At 53.6% G+C, this 13,433-nt stretch carries 11 protein-coding genes; 8 read left to right on the forward strand and 3 right to left on the reverse strand.

The window, feature by feature from the left end; translation table 11 throughout:
- Nucleotides 1-21: 21 nt before the first annotated feature.
- The 7 genes from HM1_RS09045 to HM1_RS09070 all read left to right on the forward strand — a co-directional run bounded on the left by HM1_RS09045 (nucleotide 22) and on the right by HM1_RS09070 (nucleotide 7,905).
- Nucleotides 22-471, forward strand: coding sequence for a hydrogenase iron-sulfur subunit (locus tag HM1_RS09045; RefSeq protein WP_041315268.1), 450 nt, complete (start codon nucleotides 22-24; stop codon nucleotides 469-471).
- Nucleotides 468-1,439: a 4Fe-4S dicluster domain-containing protein gene (locus HM1_RS09050; RefSeq protein WP_012283068.1), complete on the forward strand. Its 972-nt coding sequence runs from the start codon at nucleotides 468-470 to the stop codon at nucleotides 1,437-1,439. The genes HM1_RS09045 and HM1_RS09050 overlap by 4 nt, the downstream gene beginning before the upstream one ends.
- Nucleotides 1,440-1,819: 380 nt before the next feature.
- Complete coding sequence (locus HM1_RS09055) at nucleotides 1,820-2,833, forward strand: 4Fe-4S dicluster domain-containing protein (RefSeq protein WP_012283069.1); 1,014 nt, start codon at nucleotides 1,820-1,822, stop codon at nucleotides 2,831-2,833.
- A complete protein-coding gene (locus HM1_RS09060; RefSeq protein ID WP_012283070.1) occupies nucleotides 2,826-3,830 on the forward strand; it encodes an FAD/NAD(P)-binding protein in 1,005 nt (334 codons plus the stop codon). Before HM1_RS09055 ends, HM1_RS09060 begins: the two co-directional genes overlap by 8 nt.
- 144 nt (nucleotides 3,831-3,974) lie before the next feature.
- Nucleotides 3,975-4,640 (forward strand): DUF4145 domain-containing protein, encoded by a 666-nt coding sequence (locus HM1_RS15580; protein WP_012283071.1) that lies wholly within the window; start codon nucleotides 3,975-3,977, stop codon nucleotides 4,638-4,640.
- Nucleotides 4,641-4,821: 181 nt separating this feature from the next.
- Nucleotides 4,822-6,183: a transposase gene (locus HM1_RS15250; protein WP_012281426.1), complete on the forward strand. Its 1,362-nt coding sequence runs from the start codon at nucleotides 4,822-4,824 to the stop codon at nucleotides 6,181-6,183.
- A 246-nt stretch (nucleotides 6,184-6,429) separates the two neighbouring features.
- A complete protein-coding gene (locus tag HM1_RS09070; protein WP_012283072.1) occupies nucleotides 6,430-7,905 on the forward strand; it encodes a P-loop ATPase, Sll1717 family in 1,476 nt (491 codons plus the stop codon).
- 131 nt (nucleotides 7,906-8,036) lie between these two features.
- Here the strand turns inward: HM1_RS09070 and HM1_RS09075 are convergent, their stop codons facing one another.
- The 3 genes from HM1_RS09075 to HM1_RS09085 are packed head-to-tail and all read right to left on the reverse strand — an operon-like array spanning nucleotide 8,037 to nucleotide 12,685.
- Nucleotides 8,037-9,494, reverse strand: a complete 1,458-nt coding sequence (locus tag HM1_RS09075; protein WP_012283073.1) for a 5-methylcytosine restriction system specificity protein McrC — start codon at nucleotides 9,492-9,494, stop codon at nucleotides 8,037-8,039.
- Nucleotides 9,491-10,969: an McrB family protein gene (locus HM1_RS09080; protein WP_012283074.1), complete on the reverse strand. Its 1,479-nt coding sequence runs from the start codon at nucleotides 10,967-10,969 to the stop codon at nucleotides 9,491-9,493. Before HM1_RS09080 ends, HM1_RS09075 begins: the two co-directional genes overlap by 4 nt.
- A gap of 30 nt (nucleotides 10,970-10,999) precedes the next feature.
- Complete coding sequence (locus HM1_RS09085; protein WP_012283075.1) at nucleotides 11,000-12,685, reverse strand: DUF2225 domain-containing protein; 1,686 nt, start codon at nucleotides 12,683-12,685, stop codon at nucleotides 11,000-11,002.
- Between the two features lie 383 nt (nucleotides 12,686-13,068).
- On the opposite strand from HM1_RS09085, the gene HM1_RS09090 reads away from it, so the two are divergent.
- A complete protein-coding gene (locus HM1_RS09090; protein ID WP_012283077.1) occupies nucleotides 13,069-13,431 on the forward strand; it encodes a response regulator transcription factor in 363 nt (120 codons plus the stop codon).
- Nucleotides 13,432-13,433: the final 2 nt, after the last annotated feature.

Below are 13,433 nucleotides of genomic sequence, written 5' to 3' on the forward strand. Positions count from 1 at the left end.
TGCGCAGGCTCTTCCCGCCTAATCGGTCCCTCCGGCGCAACGAGTGCGCCCGATCCTGACTGGGAGCCCAACATCGTCGGCTTCGCCTGCAACTGGTGCACCTACGCCGGCGCCGACCTGGCCGGCCTCTCGCGGATGCAATACCCCCCGAACGTGAAACTGATCCGGGTCCCCTGCTCAGGCCGGGCCAACCCCCAGTTTGTGCTGCGGGCTTTTCAAAAAGGCGCCGACGGCGTCCTCGTGGCCGGCTGCCATCCCGGCGACTGCCATTACGCTACCGGCAACTACTTCACCCGCCGCCGCTTCCTGCTCTTTCAGCGGCTTCTCGAATTCTCCGGCATTGACCCGCGCCGCTTCCAGGCCCGCTGGATCTCCGGGGCGGAAGCGCCTAAGTTCCGCGACGTGGTCACCCAGATGGCGGAAGAGGTGAAGGCCCTCGGGCCGAACCGGAAGCTGAGGGAGGAGCTATGAACGACAATATGCGCCATATCCACGCGAGACTGACCCAGGAGATGCAAGACCTGGCTCGGGAACTGCTCGCCTCCGGCGAAGTGAAGGGCCTCTTCGGTTGGACCAAAGGCAGCCGCTGGTACCTGACCCCGCCGGTCTTCATCACCAAGCCCGAAGAAGCCGACCGGCTCTGTTATGACGAATTCGCCGTCAACAACCTGACGAGCCTGCTCCTCGACTTTCGCGACAGCCAGGACAGGATCGCCATCTTCGTCAAGGGCTGTGACAGCCGCGGCATCGTCCGCCTCGTTCAGGACAACCAGGTAAAGCGGGAAAACATCGTCGTCATCGGTGTCCCTTGCCCGGGCATGAGCGACAAGGCCGCCGTCACCGACTACCGCCAGGCCCAGGAACTGCCCCTTCTGGCCAAGTGCCTCGAATGCCGCTACCCGAACCCGGTTCTGGCCGACCGGACCGTCGGCGCGGTCACCGTCACGACCGAGCCCGGCGCTGCGCCCTCCGGCGCGACGGCCGAAGTGGCGAAAGGGCGCGGCGTCGGCAGCAAACAGGCCGACCGCTTCGCCCAGGTGGAGGCCATCGAGAAGATGAGCCCCGACGAGCGCTACGCCTTCTGGCAAAGCCAAAACGAAAAGTGCATCCGCTGCTACGCCTGCCGCAACATCTGCCCGGCCTGCAACTGCCGCGAGTGCATCTTCGATTCCGATAAAAAGAACTGGGTCAACAAGGCGGCCACACCGACGGACAACGCCTTCTTCGGCATCACCCGGGCCATGCACGTGGCTGGGCGCTGCGTCGAATGCGGCGAGTGCGAGCGCGTCTGCCCCATGGACATCCCGATCATGGCCATGAACCGCAAACTGATCGGCGATCTGAACGAACTCTTCGGCCCCTATGACGCCGGTGTCAAATGGGAAGAAAAACCGCCGCTGGGCACCTTCAAGCTCGATGATCCGGAAGAGTTTATGTAACTTCTACTGGCCGGTTCGTTATACAGACGATTCGTCATCCGCCGGCTGGTCAATAACTCCTTCGTCTATAGGCCGGTTCGGGCACAGGGCAGTTGGAAACTCCCCGCGCTCGAATCAGATGCTTTTTTCGTGATCTGTGTTTCTATTCGCGATCCGCCCTTCTATTCGTGATCCGTGCTTCTATCCGCGATCGGTGCTTCTATTCGCGATCCGTGCTCCCATTCGTGATCCGTGCTCCCATTTGTAATCTGTGCTCCTCTTCGTGATCCGTGCTTCTATTCGCGATCCGTGCTTCTATTCGTGATCCGTGTTCCCATTCGTGATCCGTGCTTCTATTCGTAATCTGTGCTTCTACAAGTAAACGGAAGGCAGGTGCAGCATTGTTGAAAGCCTTTCCCAAAGACAAAGTGACGGCGGTACTGGACACCCTGGCGAAGCAGGCCACCCTCTGGGTCCCCGCCATCGTCGCCGGCGTCTCCCGCTTCGCGCCCTACAGCCCCGGACGGGAGGTCCAACTCGGCGCCAACACCGTCATGAGCCCCAAAGAGGCGCTCTTTCCGGCGACGGAAAAGATCTATGAGTATAGCGCCTACGGCATCGACGGCGAGTTCACACCTGTCGATCCGTCGGTGGGTCCCCAGATCCTCTTCGGCCTGCGCTCCTGTGACATGCAGGGCATCCTCTGCCTCGACGATGTCTTCCTGACCCACGGCTATGTGGACGACTACTACGCCAAGAAGCGGGAGGAGGCGACCATCGTCACCCTCGGCTGCGTCACCCCCGGCCCCGACTGCTTCTGCTACGCCATGGGCGTCAACCCGGCTGAACACACAGCCTCCGATGCCCAACTGTTCGACCTGGGCGACGCCTACGGCATCGTGGCCCGGACGGCCAAAGGCGAGGCGCTGGTGAGCGCCCTGGCAGCCGCCGGCCTGCTCTGTGAATCGGACAAAGCCCCCCTGCCTATAGGCGACTTCGTTCTCAAGGTCGACGCCAAGGGCATCACCGGGAAGCTGCAACAGATGTTCGACCATCCCCTCTGGGACGCCCTCAGCCGCAAGTGCCTCAACTGCGGCGCCTGCGCCTATATCTGCCCTACTTGTCACTGTTTCGATATCTCCGACAAGAAGCGCAACGCCCACTGCGGCGTCAAGATCAAGTGCTGGGACACCTGCATGTATTCCGAGTACGCCTTGATGGCCGGTGGCCACAACCCGCGCCCCTCGAAAAAGGAGCGCGTCCGTCAGCGCTTCATGCATAAGCTCCGTTACTTCCCCGAACGCTACGGCAAACTCCAATGCACCGGTTGCGGGCGCTGCATCGCCAAATGCCCCGTCAACCTGGAGATCACCGACGTGATCCAGCAGGTGAGGGAGGCGAAGATCGATGGCTGATCCGACGAATTACGTGAACGCCGCGAACCCCGTGATCCCAGCTAACGCAACGAACCCTTCGAACGCTATAAACCTTGAGAATTCCGCGAACCTCGCAAATTCCGCGAAGATCGCGAATTCTACTAATCCTGCGAGTCCCCTGCCTGTGGCGACTGCGGCCGATGTGAAACGCATCAACCCGCTGGTGCCCATGAAGGCGCGGGTGACGCGGATCATCAAAGAAACATCTGATGTGAAGACCTTCTGCGTCTCCACCATCGGCGAAGACGGCCAGCCTGCCGCGCCTTTTCACACCGGGCCGGGCCAACTGGCCATGCTCTCCCTGCCCGGCGTCGGCGAGGCCATGTTCTCGGCCACCGACGCGCCCGATCACCTGCAAATCTCCATCAAAAAAGTGGGCCTGCTCACGGAGCAGCTCCACGAAATCTGCGAAGGCCAGACCGTCGGCATCCGGGGGCCTTACGGTAACGGTTTCGATATGGAAGCGATGAAAGGGAAGAACGTCCTCTTCATCGGCGGCGGCATCGGCCTCGCGCCAGTCCGCTCCGTCATCCGCTACTGTGTCGACCACCGGGAAGACTACGGCAACCTGCACCTGATCTACGGCGCTCGCACCTATGACGACCTGGTCTTCAAATACGACCTCTTCGAGACCTGGCCGAAAGTGCCCGACTTCAAAGTCTCCGTCACCGTCGACAAGGGCGACGACAACTGGAAGGGGAACGTGGGCTTCGTCCCCGCCTTCATTGAACAGTTGCAGCCGAGCCCGGAGAACACGGTCTGCATCCTCTGCGGCCCGCCGATCATGATCAAGTTCACCTTGGGCATTCTCGACAAGCTCGGCTTTACGCCGGAGAACGTCATCACCACCCTGGAGATGCGCATGAAGTGTGGCATCGGGAAGTGCGGTCGGTGCAACATCGGGAGTTGCTTTGTTTGTCTTGATGGGCCGGTGTTTAGTTTGGCGCAGTTGAAGACGTTGCCGAATGAGTATTAAAAGTTAGTTTCTATTGGCTATTGATATATATCAGTAGCCCTTTTTGTTTTTTCAAGGAAACAAAAGATTAAAGTGCTAAGGGAGGAAAATTAAAATATATGTCGAAAGATTAGATTGGATTTATGTTCAAGGAGTGTATAAGCATTGAACTGCCCAAACTGCTTCGTTGAATTTTATTTTCAAGAAGAAGAAAAGAAGCATGTAAAAAATTTAAAGAGAGATGGTTATGGATATTTACTAAGTTATGGTACATGTCCTAAGTGCGGTCAATTAATAGTATGTTTAAATGAAGGAAGAACCAATTTCGATGAATCCGGATTAACTGTTTTTCCAGAAAAAACCGAAGAAGATTCTGTTATATACCCAAAAGCAATATTAAAAAACTTTCCTCCCAGTGTTCCCCAAGATATAGCAAGTGAATATAATGAAGCTATGTTGGTATTAAACCATAGTCCTAAGTCGAGTGCGGCGCTGTCTAGAAGATTATTGCAAAAAATTCTAAGGGTTTATTTGAAAATTGAAAAAAAAGACTTATTCACTGAAATAAAAGATTTTGTCAACACGAATCCACCAGAATATATTAAAAATTCTATAGATGCTGTTCGGAATGTAGGAAATTTTGCAGCTCATCCACTTAAAGAAAAAACCACTGATATAATTGTTGATGTGACGGTAGATGAAGCAAAATGGCTATTAGAAATAATTGATGCATTAATAGAATACTCAATAGTAAGACCGACTAAAGATAATGAAAGAAAGAAAAAATTGAATGATAAGTTAAGTAACCTTGCAGAACCCACGCATCTTTAATAAAAAAGTCTGCTAATCCCCTGTCTGAGGCGCTGTTGGAGAATTGTCATGAAAACGCGACAATTCCCACGGGAAAATGGATGTAATTAGATTAATTTCCAGAAAATTTTAAAGGATTCCCGTTACCTTTGTCGAAGTGAGTGGTTGCAAAGCAAAACACTGAACAAAGGGGGAATCCTCAGTGCAAAGCGTAGCACAGCCACTCGAAGAAGTCCAGAAAATTTTTTGTAGAACACCTGGTGGAAAAAAAGCGGGCCGACTAATTCAACATTTTACGCAGTACGCCTCAAAGGTATATGGCTTTTCGCAGATGGTCCGTCAAGCAAAGGATGGTCGCAAACAACCCCGTATCAAAGCCCCAGCCATTTTTACCGTCGCTTTTTTTGGCGCCTTTTTCTGTATGGAAAGTATGGAGCAGATGGACCGTTGGCAAAAAACCGGGGTATTCCGTCAATTGGTTCCCAAAAACATTCGATTGCCATCACATGATACGGTGCGACAAGCCTTGATGAAATGGGATCTAAAAGAGCAACGAAAGCAGCATAACTGTGTGATCCAGCGATATAAGGAGCAACGCGGCCCGCAGAAGGAAAGCATCAATGGTTGGCGAGTGACTGCCATCGATGGCGTGGAGTTATTCCACACCAAGGCCTATCGTTGTCCCGAATGCCTTACGCGCGAACACCGCGACAAAACCACCGACTATTATCATGCGGTCGTAGTCGCTCAACAGGTTGGCGGCAACGCGAACCTGATTTATGACTGGGAAATGCGAAAGCCTCAGGATGGGGTGGACAAGGATGAAGGAGAAACCACCGTCGCCCAACGATTGATCCGACGTATGGCCGAGACCTATGGAAAAATAACGGATGTATACACGTTAGACGCGCTGTTTGCCAAAGCACCCGTCATTCATGCCGCTCTGGATGCAGGCGCTCATGTAGTTGTTCGCATGAAAGAAGAACGTCGACGGATAATGAAAGAGGCAAATGCCTGCTTTGCGAACCGGCTTCCGGACTCCACTTGGGAAGAAAGAGATGGAAAAGGGAATACCGTTTACGTTCAAGCTTGGGACGAAGAGGGATTGGCACAATGGCCGCAAGTTCGCGTGCCCATGCGAATCGTAAAAATCATTCGTCATACCAACAAGACAGTCATCGAAGCAAACAAAGAAGTCTTTGTCACTGATGTGGTGGAGCGCTGGATAGCAACCACATGCTCATCCGAAAAAGCGGATACCCAGACGATCGCACAAATTGCCGCCGCTCGTTGGGATATTGAGAATATTGGATTTCGCAACCTTAAGACGTTCAACGCCTTGGACCACTGCTTCGTGCACGATTCGGTGGCGATCAAAGCGATGATCGGATTTCAAGTGCTGGCTTTTAATCTTAAGCGATTGTTTTTCTTTCACCACCTCCCTGCCTCTCGTCATCGAGATGTGCCGCTTCGATATCTCATTGATGAGATGCGCGAAGCGACGAGGTGGGTATCTTTACATCTATATCGTTGGGTCTGGGAGTGGGGCTTATCTACTGCCTAGCTGACCAAGGGTGAAAGGGTGGGATTGCCTATCGAAGCACTGGTATAAACAAGGTGTTTTTTTCCATAAACTTGCGTAGGATAAATGCAACTGTCGACTGGATAATTTAAACATTTAAAGAGAGAATTGGTATCGCCATTAAATCGGTTAACCGTAAGAGGTCGCTCATTTGCTTGGTGCTATTTCGATTGCGTAGGTTCTGGTAACCTTGGAAAAAATACTATATAAGTAAACGGAGGGTTGTTTGTGGCAATTTCTTTTACTCCGAATGTAGTTGAACAACTTTTTGGCCATGAAGCTGCTGAAAACGATAAGAAGCTTAAATCTTATTTTTATAAAAGCTCATTATATGAACAAGTTCGTTCAAATTCTCCACTAAAAATACTAACTGGATTTAAGGGAACAGGAAAATCTGCATTAATGACAATTTCGTACCTTGAAGACCTAGATAATGGTCAGATGGCGTTATGGATTAAACCTGACGACTTAAGTGAACTATACGATCAACTTCGTGACGTTAGTTTTGTAAGAGCAATTACTCTTTGGAAGGCCGAGCTAGCGAAGGTAATAGTTGATAAAATAATAGAGGAATATATTCCTGATTATTATGAAGAGTGTGCAGGCGTTGGTTCTTGGGCTAAACAAATAGGATATAAAAATAGTGAATTCCTCACACATTTAATAAGAAAACTTGAAGATAAATTAAAAGAAACCTTGGCTAATTCAACTTTAAAAGATGAAAAAAAGAAAGTTATCAATTCCTTTCTTAAAAATTTGACTATTAATGTATACATAGATGACTTAGATAGAGGCTGGACATGTAGTGAAAATGATAAAACAAGGTTGTCTTCCTTAATTAATGCCCTTAGAGACATGACTTCAGCCATTTCAGGTTTAAAGGCTAGAATCTCTTTTAGAACGGATGTTTATTGGGCTGTAAGAAGTTCAAATGAATCACAGGATAAATTTGAGGCATCTGAAGTGTGGGTAAACTGGACAAATCATGAAATTGGCATTATGATAGCAAAAAGAATTACTACATTTCTTGGCACACAATTCAATGAAAAAGACTTAATGAATTCATCATTTGGAGAAATAGCTCCTTTACTAAACCCGGTTTTTGAAGATAGATTTAGAAACACTACGAATTGGAATAACAAGGAAACGTATAGAGTGTTAATGTCCCTAATAAGAAAAAGACCAAGAGATTTAATTAAGCTTTGTACGTTCTCGGCTAACCAAGCCTACGCTGAAGGAGCAAGTCTAATTTTAGGTAAGCACGTTACAGCAATATTACCGGATTATTCTCGTGGGCGCTTACAAGATTTAATTAATGAGTTTAGAACTGAAGAAAAGAGTATTGAGGATTTACTCTATAAAATGGCACCAACAACAAAAGAACTCGCCGATCCGAAGATTGAGAATGTTTATAAGTTCACTACAGATAGGTTGATAACTAAAATTAAAAATGTCAAACAAAACATTGACATTGACTTAGAGCCCATGGAAATAGCAAGATTCTTGTATAAAATAGGATTTCTAACTGCAAGAAAAACCTTGAATAACAACTTTGTAGAAAGAAAATACTGGGATGAAAAAAGGGAGTTGCTTAAAGATAGAATTGGTGACCTTGGTTATGGATGGGAAATTCATCCGTCATATAGAAGTGCATTAGGGAGAGATGGCTTTTTTGATTGGTGGTTAACAGTAGACTTAATCTAAAAAAGTACTTAAAAGCGTTCGGATATATTTATCGCCGAACGCTTTCCATTTTCTGATTTTTCGATGTCCCTAAAACGCTCTACCAACAATGTTGATTTAGATAAGAATAGAATAACGAATACAATTTCCGATTAATGTTGCAATACCGCCCTCCCAATCTCCCCAACCACCCCATCCACCTCCGCATCAAAAGGCACCGCCGCCAACAACAACCGCACCTCCCGAACCCCGGCGTGCAACCCGGCCTGGTGAACAAGTCGACCTCGCTGCCGTAACGAATCCCACGTTGCCTTCCGGCAGGGATAGAGCAGGCAGGCGGTCACTCGTTTCGTCGCATACGACGTCGTATAGGCGAGCACCTGCAACAAGTCGTTTCGGTGGCGCTCCCGCACGGTGGTCTCCAGGTCAAACCAGCGTTCCAGGCTCAAATCTTCCCAATGGCTCTTGTACTTGGCGTCGATGATGATCGTCTCATCGTCCCGCTCCAACACCAGATCGGGCATCAAAAAGCGCTGCGATCCGGTAAAGGGCGGTTCCCAGAGCAGCGGTGTCACCGTTTCCCGTAGCCTGCCGGCACGGACGTGCCCTCCATAGTGGCGCGCCAATTCCGTCACCACATATTCGCACCAGGCTTCGGAAAAGGCATCCATCGACATCACCCAGGGAAGACCGGTATGTTCGGCGAGACCGGCCAGTCCCCGTTCATCGATGGTCCACTCCATCGCCCGCAGCCCGTCCCGAAAGACATCGGTCTGCAAGGGCGCACGCAGCCAGAGCAACCGGTCGCGGTCGGTCGGACGGCGGGGCGGCACATGGCGCACCCGATCGAGCAGGCCCTGGCAGAGGGCGATCAGCGGGAGCACCACCGTCCCCGTGGCCCGCTGGCTCTCCAGGCTGGCCAATTGACGGCGCAGGGTAAAATGCAGGGCACCCAACAAGGCGGCATCGTCGCGCAAGTCTGGAAAGCGGCAAGGGACCTCCAACAACCGGCCGGTGGGCACTTTGGTCCGGGCGTAGCGCCCCCAGTCGACGGTCCCCCTGGGCGCTGTCAGTTCCGCTTCGCCGATGGTAAAGCGCCGCTGCAGCCGTTCCAACATGGCGCGAATGCGAAAGAGCACCATCGTCGACAGCACCCAAGGCGGCACCTTCCGGTCAGAGCGAGGAAGCATGGGCAGGCGCAGTGGTTCGGGAATGACGCGCCAGCCCATCCGGGCCAGCATGGGACCGATGCCGGGCCAGTCAAAGCGGGGTTGCACCACCAGGCCGTAGTCGGGCTTGCCGCTGGTGGGCGACAACAGCGGGATGGCGCCCACGCGGCTGCCCGTTTGCAGGTGCAGTTCCACCTCCCGGCCATCGTAGCCCACATCGGCGGTGATGCCGAAGTTGCGGAGCAGCCCCTCGTTGATGCGCACGAACTGGTGAGCCAGGCGCGCCGTCACCGGCTGCGGATCGCGTGGCGCGCCCCTGCGCAGCAAAAAATCGGCGGGAAGCCGCACCGAGGATGAATCATCGACGGCAAAACAGACCTTATCGCCGGCCTCCACCGGCCGCAGGGGCGACTTGCCGGCTCGAGCGCCCGTCCGGCTCATAGGCTCTCCACCCATTGCAGATAGGAACGGATGGCCTCTTCAAAACCGGCAACATAGCCCTGAGCCAGATACTCCTCTAACAGCGGCGCCAGGTTGGTGCGCAGCTTTTGCGCCGCCCGCCTATCGTCCGCTTCAAGAAAATAAGAGTGACCGGGCACGAGTGCCAAGGCGTCGTCACTGGCGTACTCGACGAAGATGGATAGCAGATCGATGAAGGCTTTTTTCATCAGCGGACCGGACTGGCTCTCGACGACGCGGTACTGCGGCCAGAGCTTCACAAAGGCGAAGCGTCGGCGCACAGCCACATCGACGATGGCGATGCTCCGGTCGGCGCTGTTCATCGTACCAAGGATATGTAGATTTTCCGGCAGCGACAGTTCCCGTCCAAAGGGCGCGCCGAAATCGTAGGGGAGAGAGACTCGGCGCGGCGTTTCCGCTTGTGCTTCTAGCAGATAGATCGCCTCACCGAGGACTTTGGCCAAATCGGCCCGGTTGATCTCATCGATATGCAACAAATAGGGCTTACCCCCGTTTGCGAAGGTCGCCTGGGCCGCTTCCGCCGCCTCCATGAGAAAACCCTTCCGGGGCGCAAACTGAAGGCCGATGGCCCCGTCAGACTCCAACGGTGCGAGGCCGCCGACAAATTGTTCATAGGTCGTGTTGGCGTGAAACTGGACGGTCAGGCCGCTTCCGCCATAGGCCGCGTCTTTCAGCCGCAGGGCCATCCGTGTCTTGCCCGTTCCCGGCGGTCCCTGGAGGATAACAAAGCGGCGCTCGGCCAGCAACTGCCGGACTTCCTCCTCAGAGGCATCGGGCATGAGGTGGGCGAAGTAGTCGCCGCGAATCCGCTCCGCCTCGGCTTCCGCCGCCTTTAAGGGATACTGCCCCCGTTCGGAGAAAAAGAGATCCAAAAAGGCCTTGAGCGCCCTTTCCGTTTCCTGACGCTCTGTCGTCGGCGCATAAAAACCGTAAATCACCTTGCCGTAGCGGTCAAAGACGGACCGGTAGGCCGGAAACATCCGGCGGATGCCATCGGGCACGTCCAAGTCGGTGCGGACCGGCTCCTGTTTGGCCCAGGCCACCATCTGTCCCTGCCCAACGGAGCGGTTGAGCCAGCGGCAGATGGCCGCCACCTTGCGCCCATGACCTGGCCGGGACAGCACCTCTTCATCGGGGCTTAATCCCTGCGTGCCCACCACGAGCGCCACCAGGCAAGGCGCGTCTTCTACCGGGAAGAGAACAAAACTCATGCCGCCGTACGCGCCGGAATCGGGATTGGACGGATGAATATAGGCGGAAAAAGGCACGCCGGTCGAGCCCTTGTTGAAACCGGGCGCACGGAGGGCTACCGATTTTTTCGCTTTATCCGGGTAACGGCCGCCGTTGGCGCCGAAGAGGGATTGAAAGGCCTGCTGGTTTTTCTCGCTCCAATCATCGGTCAGCTCGTTGTGAATGATGTCCAATAGCGGTTTCATCAAGAAGCACTCCTTGCGGGGTCTTATGGTTTACGGCTCGCCCTCCTCTGTAGCGGGCTCTTCCGTTTTCCCCTGGGCCGTCTTGATATCGATCACGATCCGCTTCGCATCCTGGTAGCGGTCAAAGGCCTGGCGGTTTAAGGAGGGGTTGCCGCCTCTGCGGGCGATGCCGCCGCGGAAGAACTTCATCGCTTCTTCGTATTCGTTGTTCCGCATGGACAGTTCGCCTAACAAAATGGAGAGGCGCTGGTCCTGGTCGATCGATGCGCTCCGGTTCGACCCGTAGTAGGCCTGGCGGAAGAACTCCAGGGCTTTTTGGGCGGCGAACTGAGACATAGCCTTGTCACCCACGTCATCATAGAGCCAGGAGATGCGCAGCCATACCTTGGCGATCCGCGAGGGATCGGGCATACCCGACTGGAGGAAGAAGAGGGTCAGGTAATAGGCGGTAAAGACCTGATCGACCGTCCGGGGGTGGCTGTATTGGAAACCGAGGCGGGGGAAGGAGAGACGGATCGGATTCGTCCGGAAACGCTTTTTGACCACTTCCGTCAGTTGGCTGTACTCAAAATTGAAGTTGGCGTAGTAGCAGTTCGGGCAGACCCAGATCATGTACCAGAGCGGCTCGAAGTCTTCAAAGCGCTGGCGAAAATCAGGGTCGACGCGCTTCAATTTCTGTTTTGATGCGCGGATGGCTTTGATGTCAAAATTGTGGTTGCAGATCGGGCAGGCGGTTTTTTTGTCAAAGAGGTAGACGTCATCTTTGACGGTGGTGGAGACGTTGTATTGGCGGTGGCCTTCGGGGAAGAGGCCCGAATCGGCTGCTGCCGGTGAAAGCGGCGTGCCGACAGGGGGAGCGACAGCGCCTGCCGAGGAAGTCGCTGGGTCGGCAACAGAATGGGCAACGCCGGCAGAGGGGGCAACGGGGCCGGCAGCAGAAGGGGCAACGCCGGCAGAGGGGGCAACGGAGTCGGCAACAGAATGGGCAACGCCGGCAGAGGGGGCAACGGAGTCGGCAACAGAATGGGCAACGCCGGCAGAGGGGGCAACGGAGTCGGCAACAGAATGGGCAACGCCGGCAGAGGGGGCAACGGGGTCGGCAACAGAATGGGCAACGTCGGCAAGGGAGCTGTTGGAGCCGGTAGAGGATGTGGAAGGAGGAACTGTGACTGCGGGGGATCCCGCTGCAATCGAGGACCCTGCCGAGCCAGAAGATATGGCGGCGACAGACGGCCTTATGGGCGTCCCGGCGACGGAGTCGGTTGCTGCTGGCGCCGTTGTGGCGTCGGAGGGCGCAGGTGCAGGGAGGGTTGCCGGATGGGAATGCCGGTCCTGTTTGAGGCGGCGCAGCTCCTCGTTGAGCTGCCGGATGCGGGAGCTCATCCCTTTCATGATCTTAAAGACGAGCTTCGGTTGATGAGAGAAGATAGATTCAAAGTTTTCATGGTTGATGGCGAGCAGGATCACCCTCTCCAGAGCGCGGACGGAAGCGCTCCGAGGCAGTTCCTCTAAAAGCGACATTTCGCCAAAAAAATCCCCCGGCCCCAAGGTGGCGACGACGATAGGGAAGCCGTCCACAGAGTGGATGAAAATCTCCACCTGACCGGCAAGGATAATGTACATCTCCTGGCCGGCATCGCCTTCTTGGAAGATCACATCGTCGGCTTCAAATTCGCGCAGATGACCGGCCTGGGCCAACTGACCGATGGCAATCAAACAACTACCTCCCCATTGTTCGATTTGGGGATATGATCATGAGTAATTCAGGAATAGGAAACAATGGGGCCATGGGCCTGAAGTCCTGAAAATGTTAGTTAGTTCTTCAACGGTCGAAAGCAATCCTGCTGAAAAAATGTAAAAAAGCTCCCTACTTCCCGTGGCTTGTCGGAAGGCAAGAAGCTTTGGTTGCCTGCGTGGTTGTCGTGCCTGCGTGGTTGTCGTGCCTGTGTGGTTGTCGTGCCTGTGTGGTTGTCGGATAATGAAAAAACGTTGCTGATTTTGTTGAGAACGGTGATCTTACGCATTTTTTTCACAATCCTGCAGGATAAGCGATTTAAAAAAAGAATGATATATTGAATACAACCCCGGGAGGGATCCCAATGAAAATCCTGGTTGTCGATGATTCCATCGTCTATCGGACCCAAATCGTCAAGCTTCTTCGAGATAACCTCCCTGAGGCTGACTTCGTCACTGCCGGAGACGGCGTGGCGGGTCTTACGAAGTTCATAGAGGAAAAGCCGGATGTGACACTGCTTGACCTGCTGATGCCGGGCATGAACGGGCAGGAGGTATTGAAGAAGATCAAAGAGATCAGCCCTGAGGCGCGGGTAATCGTCTTGACTGCCGACATCCAGAAGTTCATCGAGGCCGAGGTGCGCGAATTAGGGGCCTGGACTTTCGTGCATAAACCGATCACCCGCGAAAAGGCGAAACAGGTAGCCCAATTGATCAAGGGGGCATGAGC

It is taken from the genome of Heliomicrobium modesticaldum Ice1 (assembly GCF_000019165.1).
Lineage (GTDB): Bacteria > Bacillota > Desulfitobacteriia > Heliobacteriales > Heliobacteriaceae > Heliomicrobium > Heliomicrobium modesticaldum.